Raw genomic sequence first — 20661 nt, forward strand, 5'->3', positions numbered from 1 at the left:
GGGGTGCGCCGCCCGAGGCCTCCCCTAGACTCGGCCCGCAGCCCTGCCGTGTCCGAGGAGAGCATTTCGTGAGCACCCCCTTGCAGAAGGTCCTGATCGCCAACCGTGGTGAGATCGCGGTCCGCGTGATCCGCGCGGCGAAGGATGCCGGCATCGGCTCCGTCGCCGTCTACGCCGAGCCCGACCGTGACGCGCTGTTCGTCCGGCTGGCCGACGAGGCGTACTCGCTCGAGGGCGCGACGCCCGGCGACTCGTACCTGTCGATCGAGAAGATCATCGCGGTCGCCAAGAAGAGTGGCGCCGACAGCGTGCACCCCGGCTACGGCTTCCTGGCCGAGAACGCCGAGTTTGCCCAGGCCGTCATCGACGCCGACCTGATCTGGATCGGCCCGCCGCCGTCCGCGATCGAGAGCCTCGGCGACAAGGCCAAGGCCAAGCAGATCGCCCTCAAGGCGAACGCTCCGCTGGCCCCAGGCACCAAGGACCCGGTCAAGGACGCCGACGAGGTCGTCGCCTTCGCCCAGGAGCACGGCCTCCCCGTCGCGATCAAGGCCGTCTTCGGCGGCGGCGGTCGTGGCCTCAAGGTCGCCACGACCCTCGAGGAGATCCCGGGCCAGTACGAGTCCGCCGTGCGCGAGGCCGTCTCGGCCTTCGGTCGCGGCGAGTGCCTGGTCGAGAAGTTCCTCGACAAGCCGCGCCACGTCGAGACCCAGTGCCTCGCCGACAGCCACGGCAACGTCGTCGTCGTCTCGACGCGCGACTGCTCGCTGCAGCGTCGCCACCAGAAGCTCGTCGAGGAGGCCCCCGCGCCGTTCCTCAGCGACGACCAGCTCGAGCGCCTCTACACGTCCTCGAAGGCGATCCTGTCCGAGGCCGGCTACGTCGGCGCCGGCACGTGCGAGTTCCTCGTCGCGGCCGACGGCACGATCAGCTTCCTCGAGGTGAACACGCGCCTGCAGGTCGAGCACCCGGTCTCCGAGGAGGTCACGGGCCTCGACCTCGTGCGCGAGATGTTCCGCATCGCCGCAGGCGAGGAGCTCGGCTACGACGACCCGAAGATCATCGGCCACTCGATCGAGTTCCGCATCAACGCCGAGGACGGCGGCCGCGGGTTCCTGCCCGCACCCGGCACCCTGACCGCATGGGAGCCGCCGAGCGGCCCCGGCGTGCGCGTCGACTCGGGCTACGTCAACGGCGAGACCATCCCGGGCGCGTTCGACTCGCTCGTGGCCAAGCTCATCGTGACGGGCAGCAGCCGCGAGCAGGCCATCGAGCGCTCGCGCCGCGCCCTGGACGAGTTCGTCGTCGAGGGCATGCCGACCGTCATCCCCTTCCACCGCGACGTGCTGGACAACCCGGCCTACAACGCCAGCGAGGGCTCCTTCGACGTCTACACGACGTGGATCGAGACCGACTACGACAACCAGCTCGAGCCCTACGTGGCCGTGTCGGCCGACGACGACGAGCCCGCAGCGCGTGAGCGCGTCGTGGTCGAGGTCGGCGGCAAGCGCCTCGAGGTCGTGCTGCCCGGCTCCCTCGGCGTCACTGCTGCTGCCGGCGGCGGTGCGAAGAAGCCCAAGCGCAAGTCCGGTGGCGCCGGCGGCGCCGCCGTGTCCGGCGACTCGCTGACCTCGCCCATGCAGGGGACGGTCGTGAAGCTCGCGGTCGAAGAGGGCCAGGAGGTCGCCGAGGGCGACCTGGTCGTCGTGATCGAGGCCATGAAGATGGAGCAGCCCATCAACGCCCACAAGGCGGGCACCGTGACGGCCCTGGCCGCCGAGGTCGGCGCCACGATCGGCGCCGGTGCGGTCATCGCCGACATCAAGGACGCCGACGCGTCCTGACCCGAAGCAACGACGAGGGCCCCAGCGGATGTCCGCTGGGGCCCTCGTCGTTGTTGCCGGGTGTCAGGAGACGGTCGGGATCGACCGCAGCTGGGCCAGCGCCTTGTCGATGACGGCGTCGGCGTCGGCCGCACCGCGCGACTCGCGCAGGAGGGCCCACGCGCCGCTGTCGATCACGGCGCGCGGGTCGACGGCCGACACGCGGTGCTTCCAGCGCGGGGCGACGACCTGCGGGTCCGGGGTCGTGCAGTAGGCCTCGAGCTCGTCGTAGTTCTCGTCCAGGACCCGCGAGGACGGATCGAGGTTCGTGATGAGCAGCGTGCCGGTCGGGTTGGAGTTCAGCGGCAGGAGCAGCAGGTCGGGGCGGTGCTTCTCGAGGATCTCCATGACCTTGTAGACGTCGCCGGCCCAGGCGTTGGTGCGCCGGATGCGGTACGCCTCGAGGTCGTTGCGCGGCAGCATGTCGTCGAACACGATGACGCCGGCGCGCGACATGAGCTTCTCGAGGTTCATGAAGTCGCGCAGCGCGAACTCCGACAGGTGCATGCCGTCGATGAACGCGAAGTCCAGCGGGACGCCGTCGAAGTGGTCGACCGCGCCGGGCTTGGCGAAGAAGTCGTCGCTCTTGTCGAGGTGCACCTGGATGTGCGCGCCCAGGTCGTAGGTGATGTTCGGGGCCGGGTCGACACCGATCGAGGGCACGTCGACGTACGACAGGCTCGCGCCGTTGTCGATGCCGATCTCGAGGTAGGTACGGGCGCCGATGGCCTCCTGCAGGCCGCGCAGGACCTGGTGGCGCCCGAGGGCGGCGGTCGGGAACTTCTCGAACTTGTCAGGGGTGACCCAGCCGACGTTCTGCTCCTGGTTGACGATGCCCTCGAGCTCGATGCGCTCCAGCTCCGCGATGCGGCGCGAGCGGCGCTGCCCGTCGAAGGGACCGGCGATCGACCGCCACGCGTTGTTCGCGCCCTTGTAGAAGCGGGAGCCGGCGGGCGTCTCGATCGCGTGCAGGATCTTGTCGCGCACGCCCTCGTTCAACAGTGGCACTGGGGGTCCTCTCGTCTCGGCACATGCCTCGAGGTCCTGCATTCGGGAGGCTCGGCGCCACCATCGTGCGGAACGACGGGTGCGCTGCGGGCATCTGCTCCAGCTGTGGTGCGGCACCATGGGTGCGCCGCATCCGAGAAGTATAAGCCGACCCGACCGGGCCGAAGCGCACTCAGGGGGCGATGTCGCCCACGTAGAGCGAGAGCGTGATGGTGCCCGAGCCCTCCGTGGACTCGTACGGTCGGGTCTCGACGGCCTCGAGGTGGCCGTCGCCGGTCGAGAAGGTCGCGTCGCACCGGGAGTCCGTCAGGACCCAGCGCGTGTTCGTGGCGGCCATCGCCTGGAGGTTCATCTCCTCGAACACCGGGATCGAGAGCACGACCGAGTCGAGCGCGCCCTTGTCGATCGGCCACGCCATCCCGAGGTAGTAGTACGCGATGGGGACGGCGGAGCTGACCTTGACCTTGCGCAGGTCGATGCACGAGTCGGCCGTGGTCATCGTGCCCGGCTCGATCTCCTGGGTGAGCCTCGCGAGCTCGCCGAGGGCCTCCTCGCGGGGCGTCTGCGGGTTGTACGTGTCGGTGGTCAGGTCGTCGCGGACGAAGTTCACGACGTCCGGGGCGGCGGCGAGGAACACCGCGACGCACAGCAGTCCGCTCGCGACCAGCGTGCGGCCGGACACTGCGCGTGGCGCCAGCGGCCCGGAGGCGGCGAGCACGGGCGCCGCGTCCGCCTCGGGGTCTGCCTCAAGCTCCGGCTCGGGATCCGCGGCTCGCGACCGCTCCCCCAGGATGCTGGCCCAGCCGACCAGCGCGACGACCCCCATCACGAGGTAGAGGTCGAGCCAGAAGCGGTACGGCTCCTGGTTCGGGCCCCACACCTCGTTGGTCGACAGCAGGATCGCGACGACGAACGCCACGGACGAGAGCGCGATCAGGTCGCGGTGCCGCGTGCGCACCGCCAGGACGATCACGACGACCAGCGGCAGGGCGGCCGGGAGCGACGCGAGCAGCGTCTCCCACCGGATGACACCGAGGTCCTGGGTGGACGCGACGCGGTAGGTCAGGAAGGGGTCCTCGGTGCGGATGCCGTGGATCGTCCACAGCAGCTGCGGGCTCGCGGCCAGGGTGAACAGGGCCGCGCAGATCACGAGCCTTCCGCGACTCACGAGCGCACCCTTGACCAGGCCGGGCGCGGCCGCGCCGAGTCCGGCGACCAAGGAGGCCAGGGGGCTGATGTCGGCGACGAGACCGCCCGTCGCCAGCACCACGACCAGCAGCACGCCGCTGGCGATCCACCAGGCCCGCGTGCCGTGACGCAGCAGCACCGCCACGGCCGTGACGTAGGCGCTCAGGTAGGCGACCTCGAGGAACGTGTACGTCTGGACGCCCGACAGCAGACCGAGCGCGACCGCCGTGGCGCCCGTGACGACCCACCGGGTCCGTGACGGGGTCGGCCTCATCCAGATCGCGGCCAGCACCGCGATCGCCGCCATCATGACGCAGAGCCCGGCCGCGCCGGCGTTGCCGACCGAGATGGCCGCGAACGGCCCCCAGAGGATCGCGTGCGAGTCGTACCGGGTGTACCAGCCGTCCTCGCCCACGAGCCAGCCCATCGTGCCGAGCAGCACCGGGAGCGGGGCGAGGAAGGCTGCCCACGAGCGTCCGGAGAGCCGGACCAGCGCCAGGGCCACGATCGCGATGGCGACGAGCTGCACCACGAGGGTGACGACGTTCCAGGTCGTGACCGGGTGCCACCCCGTCGCGCGGGCGACCAGTCCGAGGAACGTGTAGTAGCTCCGCGGATAGAAGTTGTTGCCCGTCTCCGTGACCGGCTCCCGCAAGGACAGGTCGCCCTCCGCGACGTTCGCCACGATCGCGAGGTAGCCCAGCTGGTCGTGCATGCCGAGCGTGTGCAGTGAACGCAGCGGCCCCGGCTCGGCCGTCAGGAGGTTGCGGAACGAGACCAGCGTGTGAATCACCAGCGAGGTGAGGACACCGAGCGTGACCACCCAACGAGAGGTGGTCCGTGACGGGGCAGGGCGGGCCACGAGAAACCTCCGCGAAGTCGTCAGGACACCGCGAACGCTACCCGGCGGTGGGCAACTGGCCCGCCTGCGGGTCCGTCGGTCAGGTCAGCGGGGTGCCGGCCGTGTAGTACGCCTTCTGCGCCGCCGGGAGCTGCTCGATGGGCGGCACCGTGCCGCCGTTCGCCTTCAGCAGCGCCGCGTACGACGTCACGTGCTGGATCGTGCGACCGTCGCCGCGGTAGACCTCGGCGCTGCCCGCGAACTGCACGTACGTGCCGGCCACGAGCTCCGGCGCCCCCACCGGCACGAGCGCCGACGTGGCCTCGCCCCACCCCAGGATCGTGGGGGCGGAGCCGCCCGCGAGCTGCAGGAGTCGCGCCCAGCTGCGCACGTGGTGCAGCTGTCCGCCCTCGACGAGGTACACGGCTGCGCCCGAGCGCTGCACGAAGAACGGCGGGGACAGGGTGCCACCGGCGGGCACGAGCGCGTCACAGGCCTGGGCCGAGATGGTGACCGGCGTCAGGCCGGAGCTGCCCCATCCCGTGACCTGCGTGAGACGGCCGCTCCCGACGAGGTAGCTCTTCGAGCCGCACGTCACCGCGGGTCCGAGGCTGCCCTTCGACGTGGGGTTGCGATCCAGCAGGCCGTCACCGACCGTGACGAGGCGCGTGACGCCGGCGTCCTTCGCGATGTCGAACGACGACACGTGCGCGAGCTCGCTGTCGTTGGCGCTGAGGTAGACGGCCGGGTCCGACTGCTCCTTGACGAGCACGCCGGGCTGGACCACCGCCGGGCCGGGGGTGTACTTCGCGGCGTTCGCCGCCGACATCCGGCCGACGGAGTCGGACCCGCCGCGCACGGCGATCCAGGCCTCGACCGAGGTGATGGGCCGTGAGGTGCTGCCCGAGATCAGGTTCAGCTGGGTGCCCGTCTCGACGGCGAAGACCGGACCGACCTCGCCCCCGGTGCCGAACTGTCCGACCTGGGCGGCCGAGAGCGGCAGGTAGGAGCCCAGCTCGTACCCGTACTTCGCCACCAGGTCGACCGTCGGGAAGCGGTGCTTCGTGCCGTCGGCGTGCAGCAGGTAGAGCGCCTGCGAGGCCTGGTCACGGACGTAGCGGGTCGCGGGCGAGCCCGTCGGGTAGCGCGAGAGCGCGGAGGCGTCGACCGTCGAGACGTACGAGCCGAACCTCGTCGCGAGGATCGCCATCTCGGCCCCGTCGGGGACGTGGTGCTTAGTGCCGTCGACGAGCAGGTAGATGCTCGGGTCGTTGGCCGACTTGACGAAGGAGGCGTTCGCGGCCAGCGCGGCCTGGACCTGGTCCGACATCCCGCCGGGTGCGTTGAGCCAGCCGAAGACCTGGTTGCCCGGGCACGCGGTCGACTTGACGCTGCGGTGGCCGTCGATCCGCTGGATCGTGACGCCACCGATCGAGTACGCGCCCTTGGCGGGCACGCCGAACAGCGAGTGGCGCCACGTCGCGAGCTGCACGAGCGCGTTGGTCATCGCCAGGGGCGGGACGGCGCTCGTGAACTCGCCCATCAGCGAGATGCCGGTCGTGTTGGCGTTGACCTGGGTGTTGCCGGCGTGGGCGCCGTAGGGCGTGTTGGTGATGCCACCGGCGCGGCCCTCGAAGATCTGGCCGTAGCGGTCGATCAGGAAGTTGTAGCCGATGTCGCACCACTTCTGGCCGTCCATGTGGTACGCCTGGATCGACCGGACGATGCCGCCGGACTGCTCCGGGCCGTACACGTTGCTGCCGGCCGTGTGGTGCACGATCGTGCCCTGGAACGTGCCGTTCTCGGGGGCGGAACCACACCCCGAGCCGCCGTACGGACGGGCTCCCCAGGCCGCGCGGGACGTGATGCTCGGCTGGGCGTTGGCCGCCTGCGTCAGGGTCGGGGCCGAGCCGGGCGACACGGTGACGAGCGTCAGCCCGGCCGGGTCGATGTCGCGGCTGGCGACGATGCGCGCCTGGGCGCCCTGCGAGGGTCCGATCCACTTCGGCTCGGTGCCGGGGATGCCGCCCTCGGCGGGCTCGTCCTCGGGATCGAGGATCGTCCACTCCGACCAGGTGCCGTCCTGCTGCCAGCGCACCTGCACCTCGGCGACGTCGACCGGCACGCCGCCGGTCCACGTGACGCCGAGCAGCTCGAAGGACGGAAGGTCGTGCGGCGCGAGCTCGGCGACGACGGTGCCGTTCTGGATCGTCGGCACGGACGGGTCGACCGTGGCGACCAGGGCGGCGTCCTCCGGCGTGTAGGCGGGGCGCTCAGCCGCGGGGGTGATCTCGAACTGGCTCTTCTCGACCTCGGCCGGCGTGCCGGACGTGTCCTGCGAGCGCAGGGACGTCACCGTGACGACGGCCAGCAGGGCCGCGACGAGAGTCGTGACGGCGAGCATCGGCACGAGGCGCACGAGCAGTGACCTGCGGGTGCGGCGCACGCGGAGGCGGCGGTTCTGTCGGCCGAACATGGATCTCCCCATCCGGCGGTGACTCGGGGGAAGGTTCACCGCCAGGGTCGATTAGACACCACTTTGGTCCCACCCGCCACACCCATCACAGAACTACAACGGTGTCATTTCGCCTGGAACGACAGGGATCTCTGCGGAGGACCTTCGTCACTCGGGTCGGTGGATGCGGCGGGCCACCTCGGCCACGGTGCCCGACATCGACGGGTACACGGTGAACGCGTTGGCGACCTGGTCGACGGTCAGGCTCGTCATGACCGCGAGCGAGACGACGTGGATCAGCTCACTGGCGCGCGGACCCACGATGACGCCGCCGATCACGGTGCCGCTGCCCCGCCGGGCGAACAGCTTCACGAAGCCGTCGCGCACGCCCTGCATCTTGGCGCGCGGGTTGGCCGCGAGCGGCAGCATCGCGACGTCGGCCTGGATGCCCTGCTCGTCGAGCTTCTTCTGCGACAGGCCGACCGTCGCGATCTCGGGCGACGTGAAGATGTTGCTCGAGACCTCCGAGAGGTTCAGCGGGTGCACGGCCGAGCCGAGGACGTGCGCCATCGCGATGCGACCCTGCTGGGCGGCGACGGAGGCGAGCATCAGGACGCCGGTGCAGTCGCCTGCGGCGTACACCCCCGGTGCCGTGGTGCGCGAGACGCGGTCGACGCGCACGAAGCCGGCGTCGTCGAGCAGCACCCCGTTCTCGGCCAGCCCGAGGTCGCCGGAGTTCGGGATCGAGCCGAGCGCCAGCAGGCAGTGCGATCCCTCCACGACGCGACCGTCGGTCAGCGTGACGCGGACGGTGTCACCCTCACGCTCGACCGAGGCCATGCGGGAGTTGCCGAGCACGTCCATGCCGCGGCGTCGGAAGACGTCCTCGATCGTGTCGGCGGCGTCGGGGTCCTCGCCCGGGAGCACGCGGTCGCGGCTCGAGACGAGCGTGACGCGCGCGCCGAGACCGTTGTAGGCGCTGGCGAACTCGGCACCCGTGACGCCGGAGCCGACGACCACCATGTGCTCGGGCACCTCCTGCAGGGCGTAGACCTGCTCCCACGTGAGGATGCGCTCGCCGTCGGGCTGAGCGCTGTCGACGACCCGCGGGTGGGCGCCGGTGGCGACGAGCACGGCGTCGGCCACGACGGTCTCGGTGGGCCCGTCCGCCGAGGTGATCTCGACCGTCGTGCCCTCGACGAGCCGGCCGGTGCCACGCACGACGCGCACGCCGCTCGAGCTGAGCCGCTCGCCGATGTCGCTGGACTGCGCCAGCGCCAGGTCGAGCACGCGCCGGTTGACCTTGGCCAGGTCGGCGTGGACGCCGGAGGGCAGCTCGACACCCAGCTCGAGCGACTCGGCGACCTCGGTCAGGACGTCGGCGGTCGCGATGAGCGTCTTGCTCGGCACGCAGTCGGTCAGCACGGTCGAGCCGCCCCAGCCGTCGCGCTCGACGATCGTCACCTCGGCACCGTGCCGGGCCGCCACGAGGGCCGCTTCGTATCCGCCGGGTCCGCCACCGATGATCGCCACGTGAGTCACCGGACCATTGTCCCGCACGTCGCACCCCACCCGATGATCGAGGTGCGAGGAGCCCCGGCGACGAGCCTCGAGACCGCCAGTCGCCTGACCGCGCGCGTGACACCAACAAGCGGCCACGGACCACCCGGCGGGGCGGGCGAGCGCTGATGCGTTCGGGCTGTCCTGGGTACCGGAACGCCTCAGTCCTGGTCAGGACGACCGAAGTCCTGCCGACCGGACCGTCTCAGTGCTGCCAGGCGGGCAGCTGCTGCGTCAGCTCGGCGAACAGGGCGCCGTTGAGGCCGAAGACGGTCTTGACCTCGGCCAGCACCGCTTGCTGCTGGCCGGGGTCGAGGGGCAGCGCGTCGAGGCGCTCGCGGTAGGCGTCCTTGTACGGCTTCGGCTTGGGGATCTCGGGAAAGGCGTAGAACGCCACCCCCGCGCCGTCGAGCTCGAACTGACGCGCCAGGAGGCGGCCGATGGCCTGCCCGCCCGAGAGGTCGCCGAGGTAGCGCGTGTAGTGGTGGGCCACGAAGGCGGCGCCGTCGCCCGCGGTCTGCTGGATGCGCGAGACGTAGGCGTCGGTGGCCGGGCTGGCGTGCTCGACGAAGCCGCCCCAGAACTCCAGGTCGGCGTCGATCGCGGCGAGACGCTCCAGGCTCGGGTCGATCACGGCGGAGGCGACCGGGTCGGCCACCAGGGTGGCCGCGGTGCCCTCGAGCGCGGCGTACACGCGGCGCAGGCAGGACAGGTAGACGGCGTAGCCCTCACGCGAGACCCGACCGGCCAGCAGCTCGCCCATGAAGGACGAGCCCTCGGCGGCCTGGTGCTCGGAGGTCGAGCCCTCGCGGAGCAGTGCCGACAGCCCCACGGGGGTCAGCGGCTGCACGGGCGACGAGACGATCGTCATGGGAGGTCCCTTCCTCGGTCCTGCTCGTGAGTATATGACGCTTCGTCACCTTGATGCGACACGTTGTCAGAAAATTCAGTGCGGCGGGGAACCACGGAGACGTGGCCGTCGGGGGTCGGCACGACGTGCACGGCGATGCCGTACACCGCGAGGATGCGCTCGGCGGTCAACACGTCGGCCGGCGGACCGCAGGCGACCAGTCGCCCCGCGTCGATGATCGCGACCCGGTCGGCCCACGCGGCAGCGACGCTCAGGTCGTGCAGGACCACGACGACGGCCTTGCCGGCGCGGGCGAGACGCCGCGCGACGGCCATGACCTCCTCCTGGTGGCGGAGGTCGAGCGCCGCGGTGGGCTCGTCGAGCAGCACGACCGGCGTGTCCTGCGCCAGCACGCGCGCCAGCGAGACACGAGCACGCTCGCCGCCGGACAGGGCGGTGTAGGGACGGTCCAGCAGATGTGCCACGTCGGCCCGGTCGATGGCGGCGCTGAGGGCCTGCTCGTCGTCGGCGAAGCCGGAGGCGCCCGCCCACGGGCTGCGGCCCATCTCGATGACCTCGGCCGCCCGGAACGGGAAGCTCACGTCGTTCGCCTGGAGCAGGACCGACCGCTGCCGAGCCAGCTCGCGCGGCACCCAGGACCCGATCGGTCGGCCGTCGAGCTCCACGTCGCCCGCCGCGACCGACAGGTCGCCCGCCAGGACCCCGAGCAGGGAGGACTTCCCGGCGCCGTTCGGCCCGACGAGTGCCAGCACCTCGCCGGAGCGGACGTCGAGCGTGACTTTCGTGAGCACGGGGCGGCCGCCGCGGACGCACGTGACCTCGCGCACGGCACACGCCGCGGTCATGCCCAGCCTCCGGATCGCTGGCGCGCGCGACGGATCAACCAGAAGAAGAACGGGCCGCCGACGAGCGCGGTCAGGAGGCCGATGGGGAGGTCGGCGCCGACGACGACGGTGCGGGCCAGGAGGTCGGCCCACACGAGCAGCACCGCCCCACCCAGCGCGCTCGCGACCAGGAGCAGCCGGTGCGCGGGGCCCACCAGGATGCGCACGAGGTGCGGCACCACCAGGCCCACGAACGCGATGATGCCGGCGAACGCGACCGCGACGGCCGCCAGGAGCGTCACCAGCACGATGGAGACGAGCCGGAGGGCCTCGACGCGCACACCGAGGTGCCCGGCGGTCCGCTCCCCCAACGCCAGGAGGTCGTACCGGCCGGCGAGAGCGATCGCGATGGCCGTGGTGGGCACGGCGACGACCAGCACGACGAGCACCTCGGACCACAGCGAGCCGTTCAGCGATCCGAGCTGCCAGAACACGATCTGCTCGCGGGCCGCGGTGTCGCCGATGAACATCACCAGTGCGAGGCCGGCGCCCGCGATGGCGTTGACCGCGATGCCGGTGAGCAGCAGCGTCACGACCTCCGTCCGACCGGCCGAGCGGGCGGTGACGTACACGAGCATCGTGGACAGGAACGCGCCGACGAATGCGAGCGCGGCGACCGACCAGCTCTCCCCGAAGGTCAGACCGAGCGCGATGGCGATCGAGGCCCCGAGCGCCGCCCCCGAGGAGACGCCGACCACGCCGGGCTCGGCGAGGGGGTTGCCGAAGATGGCCTGCATGACGGCGCCGCTCACGGCGAGGGCAGCACCGACGAGCACGCTCATGACGACCCGCGGGTAGCGGATGTGGTCGAGGGTGCGGTCGACCAGCTCGCCGGAGGGCGGGGCCCAGTCGGTCGAGATGCCGAGGTGTCGCAGCAGCGACCCCAGCACCTCGCCGCGAGTGACCGGCAGCTGTCCGATCGTGGCGGACATGACCACGCCGACCACGAGCAGGATCGTCAGGGAGACGAGCAGCACCGTCCCGCGACCTCGGCGGGAGGTCTCGGGACGGGTCTCGACGGCAGCATCCACCACAGCGGTCATGATGCCGGTTTCTGCGGCGCGTACACCGCGCGGGCCAGTGCTGCCAGCACGTCGGACGACCGAGGGCCGAACGACAGGATGTCGCCGTCGGCCATGTCGACGAACCGTCGCTTCTCGCCCGCCTGCGTCAGCGCGATCGCGGGCCTGTCCTCCAGGAGGCCGTCGACGCCGCCCGTCGACTCGATGCCGCCCGTCATCACCAGGATGAGGTCGGGGTCCGCCGCGACGATGGCCTCGTCCGTCAGGGGCTGCATGTCGTTCCAGCCCAGCTCGCTCGCGACGTCGACTCCCCCGAGCCCCTCGATCAGGTCGCTCGCACCGGACTCGCGGCCGAAGATGTAGTACACGCCTGCCGATCCGCGCAGGTAGAGGAACACCATGCGGAGGCGGCCGTCTCCCTGCGGCGCGAAGGCCGCGATCTCACTGGCCGTGGTGGCGACCTCGGACTCGATCTGCTGCGCCAGCGCCTCGCCGGCCGCTGGTGCGCCGAGCGCCGCCGCGACCTGACGTGCCATCTCCGACGCCCCGTCGAACGACGACGTCTTGTCGAGGAAGACGACGGTCACCCCTGCGCTGCGGAGCTGCTCGATCACGTCGCGCGGGCCGACCGACCCGTCGGTGATCACCAGCGTCGGCTCGAGGGCCAGCACGGACTCGGCGTTGATCGAGTGGCCGTTCTCGGTCACCACCGGCAGGTCCTCGGCGCCGGGGAAGGTCGTGGAGCCGTCGCGCCCGACCAGGGAGTCACCGAACCCGAGACCCCACACCGTGGCCGCGACCGACCCGGCCAGGTCGAGCGCGATGATGCGCGAGGTGTCGTCGACCACGACGTCGACCTCGCCGGCGCGGTCGTGCGAGACCACGGTGGCCGGCAGGGACTGGGCCGGGTCCTCCTCGACCGGATCGATGTCACGGTCGACGAGACGAGCCGTGCTGGGGCCCTCGTACGCCTGGGGATCGTCCAGCACCTCCAGCTCGCTGAGGGGGGTGTCGTCGGCCGGGGAACCGTCGTCGGTGGATGCCCCGGGCGCCGCGGCGCAGCTCGCGACCAGGACGATCGCGAGCGTCGCCACGACGCCTCGTAGGTGCTGCTTCACGCGCTCTGTCGCCTCCCGATCGCGATGCCGCCACCGGCGGCGAGGGCCACCAGCACCGCCCCGCCGAGGGCCCACGGCCACCACGTGGTGCCGGAGTCGTCGCCGCCGACGGCCGAGGACGTCGTGTCGCCGGCTGCGGCGACCTCGTCCTCCGGGGCGCAGTCGGTGCCGGTCGAGAACGAGACGTCGATCGGGTCGAGCTCCGTGCCGGCCTCGTAGGTCGAGAAGACCGCGTGGCCTTCGGCCGTCAGCGTCGTCGGGACGTCCGTCGCCGACCAGGCACCGTCGCTCTCCTGCAGCGGCACGGCCGACAGGTCGAGCTCGGCGAAGGACACGTCCTGCGTCGTCGTCGCCGTCGTGTCGCCCGCCTCGGCAGCCGCGCGGTCCGCGGCGGTCACGTCGACCACCAGGAGCGCCGTGTCCTCGTCGACGACGCGGATCGACGGATCGGCGAATGTCACCGCCAGGGCACCGCTGTGGCCCGTGAAGTCCATCGTGCCCGTGAAGTCGACCTGACCGGTGAAGGCCTCGGCGTCGAAGGCACCGGTGCCGGAGGCGAAGTCGAACTCCGGCGTCGTGTACGAGACGTTGCCGCTGGTGGTCCAGTCGCCGTTCGCGATCGTGCCGGACACGTAGGAGCGGAAGGATTCCTTCAGTCCCCAGGTGGCCGCGGCATCGGTGACCTCACAGCCACCGATCTCCGCCGGGGCGACCACGGTGAACTCGATGCCTCGGTCGACCGACCCCTGGAAGGTCAGCGTGTGCCGACCGGGCTCCAGGCTCGTCGGGATCGTGCCCGTCCAGGTCACGGCGCCCGAGGCGTCGGCCGACACGTCCTCGTCGAGGACGATCGGGTCGGAGTACACGACGACCTTGATGCCGTCCTCGTTCGCCTGGAAGCCGTCCGCCTCGAAGGTGAGCGCCTGGCCGGGCGTCACGTTCTCCAGGTCCACGTCACCCACCACCGTGATGCCGGTGGTCGCCGGCGGGGTGGCCGGCGGGACGAAGGCGGGAGCCTTGGTGGACGCCGCGACGGTGCGCGCCGGAGCGAACGAGCCGGGCGCCACGTTGGAGCCGATCGCGAAGGTGACCGCGTCGGCCGCGTCGCCCGCCCGGTAGTTCGGCGTGGCGGCGAAGTCGCCGAACAGTGCCGCCGAGCCGGCAGCCGTCCACGTCGCCGGAGCGCCCGCGAACGTCGTGACGCCGTCGGCCGAGGTGCGCTGGGCGCGGGAGAGGTCGAGCGTCGCGACCGTGACCCGCGAGCCACCGTTGACGACGACCGACACGGTGCCCCGCGAGGCGGACTCGACCGTGACGATCGGGTCGCTCACCGTGACGGCCAGCGCTCCGGAGTGGCCCGAGAAGGCCACCCGGCCGGCGTACGACGTGCCACCCACGCCCGCCGCGTCCGCCGTGGAGGCGGTCTGGGCGAAGCGGAAGGATCCGACGCCGCCCGACGCACCGGCGCTGACCGCGACCGACCCGTTGGCGATGGTGCCGGTCACGTACCGCGCGAACGGAGAGCTGATGCCCCACTGCAGGTACCCGGCGCTGGCCGAGACGGGCGGGGTCACCGGAGGCGTGACCGGCGGCGTCACCGGAGGCGTGACCGGCGGGACGACCACGCCGCCCGGCTGCAGCTTGCTGAAGTCCAGCGCGATCGGCGTCGCGGTCGTCTGCGACGGATCGGCCGCCGCCTGGCCGTGGGCCTTCATCGTGTGGACCACGTACTGCTTGGTCGGGTCGAGCGCCGCGACCTGGTCCTTCGTCAGCGTGATCGTGGTCGAGAACGAGCCGTTCACGATCACCATCGGGGTCAGGAACTTCGTGCCCAGGTACTGCGAGGCGTCGACCGCGGAGGTCGTGCCCGCCAGGGCCAGCGAGACGTACAGACCCGGCGAGGCGCCGCTGAAGCCGGTGCCGACCACGTCGACCGACAGACCGTCGGACGACTGGGCGGTGATCGTCGGGGTGACGGTCGGGCCGGTCGGCTCCGGCGCGGGCTGGAGCAGGTCGAAGTTCAGGTCCAGGACCGTGTCGGTCGTCTGCGTGGCACCCGGATCAGGCATGCCGTGCGCCTTGATCGTGATGACCGAGTACGACTTCGTGGGATCGAGACCCGCGACCTGCGCCGGGGTGAGGGTCAGCGTGCGCGTGAACGTGCCGCCCGCGCCCATCGCCGTGTTCGAGACGAAGGCCGTCGTGAGGTACGCGCCGGCGTCCTGCGAGTTGGTCGTGCCGGTCTCACCGATCGACACGTACACACCCGGGAACACCACGTCGAAGCCGGAGCCGACCACGTCGACGCTCAGCCCGTCGGCCGACTGCGCCGTGATCGTCGAGGTCACCGACGGGCCGGTCGGCTCGGGAGCCGGCTGCAGCTTGCTGAAGTCCAGCGCGATCGGCGTCGCGGTCGTCTGCGAGGGATCCGTCGCTGCCTGGCCGTGGGCCTTCATCGTGTGGACCACGTACTGCTTGGTCGGGTCCAGCGCCGCGACCTGGTCCTTCGTCAGCGTGATCGTCGTCGAGAACGAACCGTTCACGATGAGGACCGGCGGCAGGAACTTCGTGCCCAGGTACTGCGACGCATCCACGGCCGACGTCGTGCCCTCCAGGGCCAACGAGACGTACAGACCCGGCGAGGCACCGCTGAAGCCGGTGCCGGCCACGTCGACCGACAGACCGTCGGCCGACTGCGCCGTGATGGTCGACGTCACCGAGGGAGCCGGCGGCGGCTGCAGCAGGTCGAAGTCCAGGTCCAGGACCGTGTCGGTCGTCTGCGTGGCACCCGGATCGGGCATGCCGTGCGCCTTGATCGTGATGACCGAGTACGACGTCGCGGGATCCAGCGCCGCGACCTGCTCGGGCGTCAAGGAGAGCGTGCGCGTGAACGTGCCGCCCGCACCCATCGCCGTGTTCGAGACGAACGCCGTGGTCAGGTAGGCGCTCGGATTCTGCGAGTCCGTCGTTCCGGTCTCGCCGATCGACACGTACACACCCGGGAACACCACGTCGAAGCCGGAGCCCTCGACCGTCACGTCCAGGCCGTCGACACCCTGCTTCGTGATCGTGGCCGTCACCTCCGGGTCGGACGGGACGATGATCGGGGGCTCGAACGTCACGGGGGTGGCGGTCTCGTAGGCGGCGACCGAGGCACCGCTGCCGCCATAGGTGTAGATGCCGTAGCTGCCCGTCGCCGAGACCGCGTCAGCAGCAGCCTTGTCCAGCACCAGCGTGGTCGAGAACGACCCGTCCGCCTTCAGCTCGACACCCTGCGCACCCAACGTCTCGTACTGACCCGCCGGAACCGCCCACTTCTGGTCCACGACCTTGCGCGAGGCCGAGGCCGCACCAGCCGACGGCTTCCACACGTCAGCGAACTTGCCGAAGACCACGTACGCGCCACCGGGCTGACCAGCGAACGGCGGACGCGTGCCCGTCGCCAACGACGGATCAAAACCAGAACCCGTCACCGTCACCGTCGTCTTGCCCGACGACGGCACCGACGTCTTCGACACCGACACCGCAGGCGTCGTGAACGCGACGGGGGTGGCGGTCTCGTAGGCCGCGACCGAGGCACCGCTGCCGCCATAGGTGTAGATGCCGTAGCTGCCCGTCGCCGAGACCGCGTCAGCAGCAGCCTTGTCCAGCACCAGCGTGGTCGAGAACGACCCGTCCGCCTTCAGCTCGACACCCTGCGCACCCAACGTCTCGTACTGACCCGCCGGAACCGCCCACTTCTGGTCCACGACCTTGCGCGAGGCCGAGGCCGCACCAGCCGACGGCTTCCACACGTCAGCGAACTTGCCGAAGACCACGTACGCGCCACCGGGCTGACCAGCGAACGGCGGACGCGTGCCCGTCGCCAACGACGGATCAAAACCAGAACCCGTCACCGTCACCGTCGTCTTGCCCGACGACGGCACCGACGTCTTCGACACCGACACCGCAGGCGTCGACGGTGCCGGCGGCTCCTCGGGGTCGACCGGCTCCTCCGGCTGCTCGGGAGCCGTCGGCTGCAGCTTCGAGAAGTCGAGCACGAGCGGGGTGTCCGTGGTCTGCGTGGCACCCGGGTCCGGCGTGCCGTGCGCCTTGATCGTGATGACCGAGTACGACTTCGTGCGATCGAGGGCCGCGACCTGCGCCGACGTGAGCGTCAGCGTGCGAGCGAACGTGCCGTTCTCCCCCATCGCGGTGTTCGGGACGAACGCCGTGGTCAGGTAGGCGCTCGGGTTCTGCGAGTCCGTCGTGCCCGTCTCGCCGATCGACACGTACACACCCGGCGCCGCCAGGTCGAACCCGGAGCCGTCGACCGCGACCTGGAGGCCGTCGGGGTCCTGCTTCGTGATGGACGTCGTGATCGTCGCCGTGGACGCGGCGTCGGCGGACGGCACGTTCATCGTCAAGGAGCCGACGAGAGCGACCGCGAGAGCGAGGACGACCGAGAGCACACGGCGCACGGGGGATGCGGCAGTCATGCGAGACCTTTCGAGCAGACCGCGGGCGAACCGCGGCCGGAATCAGCAGCACAGGGCAGCCAACCCTCAACGAGGTGAGGCTGGCCTAAGAACCATAGCGTGCTGACAGCGCGTCGTGAAAGGGGGTCGGCCAGGCTCGCGCCACCGACCGCGTCACAGTGCCGTCGATGGGGCCGTCGAAGGGGCACTCGACGGGGCACTCGACGGGGCGACCGAAGAGCGGTCGACGGGGTGCCGCGGAGGGTCAGGCGGCGACGGCGCGCACGACGAAGTCCGCGACGGACTCCGCGTCGATCCGCCGCGGCTGCAGGCACGCGTTGACCAGCGTCACCGTCGTGCGCAGGTCGTCGACGCGGAACGCACCCGATCCCATGCCCTCCTGCAGGATCTCCAGCAGCACGGCCTCGACCTCGACCACGTGCTCGCGCATCTGGGCGAGAGCCGCCGGCGAGAGCAGCCCCAGGAGATCGGGTCCGAAACCGAAGTGCAGGTCGCCCTGACGCTCGATGTGGTGGCGGACGTACGTGCGCAGGGCGTCCGTCGGTCCCGTCGAGCCGAGCACGGCGGCGCGGGCGGACGTGACGTAGGCCGTGGTCTCGTGCAGCGCGAGCTCGACGACGACCGACTCCTTGTCGCGGAAGTGGTTGTAGAGCGCGGTGCGTCCGACCCCGGCGCGCGCCGCGATGTCGCTCAGCGTGATGGCGGCGTAGCCCCGCTCCTCCATGAGCGAGATGAAGGCTTCGAAGACGTGGGATCGCACCAGCGCGCGGTGGTCGGCGAGGGTGTCGCCCACGATCTTCGGCATCGGTCCAGAATACGGGACGGATGCCCCCGACGCGCGTGATCCGACGGCCGCACGCAGGCGCGCCGCTGTCGTACGGTGGGTCGGTGAACCCCTACGAGCACGCCCAGAGCGCGGCTGACGAGCTGCGCAAGCGCACCGGAGGAGGCGACCACGACGTCGCCCTGGTCATGGGATCGGGGTGGATGCCCGCGGCCGACGCCCTCGGGCAGCCGGACCACGAGATCTCGCTCGCGGATCTTCCCGGTTTCAGCGCCCCCGCCGTGGCGGGCCACGGCGGCACGGTGCGCTCGCTGCGGGTGGGCGACCGCCGCGTGCTGGTCTTCCTCGGACGCACGCACTTCTACGAGGGCAAGGGCGTCGAGGCGGTCGTGCACGGCGTGCGGACCGCCGCGGCGGCCGGCGTGCGCTCGCTCGTGCTGACGAACGGCTGCGGCGGGCTGGTCCCGGAGTGGACCCCCGGCACGCCCGTGCTGATCAGCGACCACATCAACCTCACGGCGTCCTCGCCGCTGGTGGGGGCCACGTTCGTCGACCTGACCGAGGTCTACTCCCGCCGGCTGCGCGGCCTCGTGCGCGAGGTCGACCCGACGCTCGCCGAAGGCGTCTACGCCCAGGTCACCGGGCCGCACTACGAGACGCCGGCCGAGATCGGCATGATCCGCGCGATCGGCGGGCACCTGGTCGGCATGTCGACGGCCCTCGAGGCCATCGCCGCGCGCGAGGCCGGGCTCGAGGTCCTGGGCATCTCGCTCGTCACCAACCACGCGGCCGGCACCACCGGCGAGCCGCTCAACCACGAGGAGGTCCTCGAGGCGGGCCGCCAGGCCGCCACGCGCATGGGTGCCCTCCTCGCCGACGTCCTCCCCCGGATCTGACCATGGCCGACCACGACACCCCCGACCACGACACCCCCGACCACGACACCGCCGCCCTGCACCAGCGCGCTCGCGAGTGGATCGCCCAGGACCCCGACCCCGAGACCCGCGCCGAGCTGCAGGGGCTGCTGGACGCCGGCGCCGACACGGAGATCGCCGAGCGCTTCTCCGGCCGGCTGCAGTTCGGCACGGCCGGCCTTCGCGGCGAGCTGGGCGCCGGTCCGCAGCGCATGAACCGGGTGGTCGTCGCGCAGGCAGCCGCAGGTCTGGCGGCCTACCTGCACCAGCACGAGGCATCGCCCTCGGCCGTCGTCGGCTACGACGCTCGCCACAACTCCGACGTGTTCGCCCGCGACACCGCCGAGATCCTGGCCGGCGCGGGAGTCCGGGCCGTGCTGCTCCCCGAGCCGCTGCCCACCCCGGTGCTGGCGTTCGCGATCGGGCACCTCGGCCTCAGTGCCGGCGTCATGGTCACCGCGTCGCACAACCCGCCGCGCGACAACGGCTACAAGGTGTACCTGGGCGACACGAGCCAGATCGTGCCTCCTGCCGACTCCGACATCTCGGCGGAGATCGACCGGGTCAGCCGGGTCGACGAGCTGCCCCGGTTCGAGCACTACGAGGTCGCCGGCCCCGAGGTCGCGGCGGCGTACGTCGCTGCAGCCGCGGCGACGGTGCCGCCCGGTCCTCGCGAGGTGACGGCGGTGTACACGCCGATCCACGGCGTCGGTCTCGCCACGCTCGAGCACGCGGTCGCGGCCGCGGGCTTCGCCCCGGTGCTGCCGGTCGCCGAGCAGGCCGCGCCGGACCCTGACTTCCCGACCGTGGCGTTCCCCAACCCGGAGGAGCCCGGCGCGATGGACCTCGCGCTGGCCCTCGCCACGAGCTCCGGGGCCGACGTCGTCATCGCCAACGATCCGGATGCCGACCGCTGCGCCGTCGCGGTCCCGACGGGCCGGGCTGACGGCTGGCGGATGCTGAGCGGCGACGAGGTCGGAGCCCTGCTGGCCGACCTGATGCTGCGCCGCGGCGTCGAGGGCACCTACGCGTCCTCGATCGTCTCCTCCGACCTGCTGGGCCGTCAGGCGGCGGCCCACGGCCGCGCCTGGCAGCAGACGCTGACGGGCTTCAAGTGGATCGGCAAGATCCCCGACCTCGCGTACGGGTACGAGGAGGCGCTCGGCTACAGCGTCGCTCCGCACATCGCCCGCGACAAGGATGGTGTGACCGCGGCGCTCGCCGTGCTGGCGCTGACGGCCGACCTGCGCTCCGAGGGCCGCACGCTGCTCGACCGGATCGACGACCTCCACCGTGAGCACGGCGTGCACGCCACGGGTCAGCTGTCGGTCCGTGTCGACGACCTGACGATCATCACGAACGCCATGGCGACGCTCCGCGGAACTCCCCCGACGTCGCTCGGCGGTCTCGAGGTCACCTCGGTCGACGACCTGACCGACGGCTACCACGGGCTGCCGCCCACCGACGGCATCCGACTCGGGCTCGGCACCGGCACGCGGATCATCTGTCGACCGTCGGGCACCGAGCCGAAGCTCAAGTGCTACCTCGAGGTCGTCGAGCCCGTCACGTCCTCGCTGGAGGAGGCCCGAGCCCGCGCCGCCGAGCGGCTCGACCTCATTCGCACCGACCTCGCCGACGCGCTCGGTCTCTGACCC

The 20661-nt window shown here is 71.4% G+C and carries 13 protein-coding genes; 3 read left to right on the forward strand and 10 right to left on the reverse strand.

The window, feature by feature from the left end:
• Positions 1-68 precede the first annotated feature (68 nt).
• Positions 69-1844, forward strand: a complete 1776-nt coding sequence (locus LO931_RS02915; protein ID WP_229051721.1) for a biotin carboxylase N-terminal domain-containing protein — start codon at positions 69-71, stop codon at positions 1842-1844.
• A gap of 63 nt (positions 1845-1907) precedes the next feature.
• Here the strand turns inward: LO931_RS02915 and LO931_RS02920 are convergent, their stop codons facing one another.
• The 10 genes from LO931_RS02920 to LO931_RS02965 form a co-directional block, all read right to left on the reverse strand.
• Entirely contained in the window at positions 1908-2891 is a 984-nt protein-coding gene (locus LO931_RS02920) for a class I SAM-dependent methyltransferase (RefSeq protein WP_229051722.1), read from the reverse strand.
• A gap of 172 nt (positions 2892-3063) precedes the next feature.
• The gene (locus LO931_RS02925; RefSeq protein WP_229051723.1) at positions 3064-4902 is read right to left on the reverse strand and encodes a hypothetical protein; all 1839 of its coding nucleotides are present in this window, start codon (positions 4900-4902) and stop codon (positions 3064-3066) included.
• 118 nt (positions 4903-5020) lie between these two features.
• Positions 5021-7396, reverse strand: a complete 2376-nt coding sequence (locus LO931_RS02930; protein ID WP_229051724.1) for an N-acetylmuramoyl-L-alanine amidase — start codon at positions 7394-7396, stop codon at positions 5021-5023.
• Positions 7397-7543: 147 nt separating this feature from the next.
• Positions 7544-8917, reverse strand: a complete 1374-nt coding sequence (locus tag LO931_RS02935; RefSeq protein WP_229051725.1) for an NAD(P)H-quinone dehydrogenase — start codon at positions 8915-8917, stop codon at positions 7544-7546.
• 223 nt (positions 8918-9140) lie between these two features.
• Entirely contained in the window at positions 9141-9806 is a 666-nt protein-coding gene (locus LO931_RS02940) for a heme oxygenase (biliverdin-producing) (RefSeq protein ID WP_229051726.1), read from the reverse strand.
• Entirely contained in the window at positions 9803-10651 is an 849-nt protein-coding gene (locus tag LO931_RS02945; protein WP_229051727.1) for a heme ABC transporter ATP-binding protein, read from the reverse strand. The genes LO931_RS02940 and LO931_RS02945 overlap by 4 nt, the downstream gene beginning before the upstream one ends.
• On the reverse strand, positions 10648-11733 hold the full coding sequence (locus tag LO931_RS02950; RefSeq protein ID WP_229051728.1) for an iron ABC transporter permease: 1086 nt from the start codon (positions 11731-11733) through the stop codon (positions 10648-10650). Before LO931_RS02950 ends, LO931_RS02945 begins: the two co-directional genes overlap by 4 nt.
• Entirely contained in the window at positions 11730-12806 is a 1077-nt protein-coding gene (locus tag LO931_RS02955; RefSeq protein ID WP_229051729.1) for a hemin ABC transporter substrate-binding protein, read from the reverse strand. The genes LO931_RS02950 and LO931_RS02955 overlap by 4 nt, the downstream gene beginning before the upstream one ends.
• A gap of 20 nt (positions 12807-12826) precedes the next feature.
• Positions 12827-17308: an HtaA domain-containing protein gene (locus LO931_RS02960; RefSeq protein ID WP_229051730.1), complete on the reverse strand. Its 4482-nt coding sequence runs from the start codon at positions 17306-17308 to the stop codon at positions 12827-12829.
• A gap of 244 nt (positions 17309-17552) precedes the next feature.
• Complete coding sequence (locus tag LO931_RS02965; protein WP_229051731.1) at positions 17553-18113, reverse strand: TetR/AcrR family transcriptional regulator; 561 nt, start codon at positions 18111-18113, stop codon at positions 17553-17555.
• A gap of 83 nt (positions 18114-18196) precedes the next feature.
• Between LO931_RS02965 and LO931_RS02970 the strand changes: the two genes are divergently transcribed.
• Both LO931_RS02970 and LO931_RS02975 read left to right on the forward strand, forming a co-directional pair.
• Positions 18197-18988, forward strand: a complete 792-nt coding sequence (locus tag LO931_RS02970; RefSeq protein WP_229051732.1) for a purine-nucleoside phosphorylase — start codon at positions 18197-18199, stop codon at positions 18986-18988.
• A gap of 2 nt (positions 18989-18990) precedes the next feature.
• Positions 18991-20658, forward strand: a complete 1668-nt coding sequence (locus tag LO931_RS02975; protein WP_229051733.1) for a phospho-sugar mutase — start codon at positions 18991-18993, stop codon at positions 20656-20658.
• Positions 20659-20661 lie beyond the last annotated feature (3 nt).

Origin of the sequence: Aeromicrobium sp. Leaf350 (assembly GCF_916858655.1) — a bacterium.
Taxonomy (GTDB): Bacteria; Actinomycetota; Actinomycetes; order Propionibacteriales; family Nocardioidaceae; genus Aeromicrobium.

Bases quoted from the DNA above. Each gene is read 5' to 3' on its own strand.
- LO931_RS02930 (WP_229051724.1), bottom strand. From the start codon at position 7,396: ATGTTCGGCCGACAGAACCGCCGCCTCCGCGTGCGCCGCACCCGCAGG.
- LO931_RS02940 (WP_229051726.1), bottom strand. From the start codon at position 9,806: ATGACGATCGTCTCGTCGCCCGTGCAGCCGCTGACCCCCGTGGGGCTG.
- LO931_RS02945 (WP_229051727.1), bottom strand. From the start codon at position 10,651: ATGACCGCGGCGTGTGCCGTGCGCGAGGTCACGTGCGTCCGCGGCGGC.
- LO931_RS02950 (WP_229051728.1), bottom strand. From the start codon at position 11,733: ATGACCGCTGTGGTGGATGCTGCCGTCGAGACCCGTCCCGAGACCTCC.
- LO931_RS02960 (WP_229051730.1), bottom strand. From the start codon at position 17,308: ATGACTGCCGCATCCCCCGTGCGCCGTGTGCTCTCGGTCGTCCTCGCT.
- LO931_RS02965 (WP_229051731.1), bottom strand. From the start codon at position 18,113: ATGCCGAAGATCGTGGGCGACACCCTCGCCGACCACCGCGCGCTGGTG.
- LO931_RS02975 (WP_229051733.1), top strand. From the start codon at position 18,991: ATGGCCGACCACGACACCCCCGACCACGACACCCCCGACCACGACACC.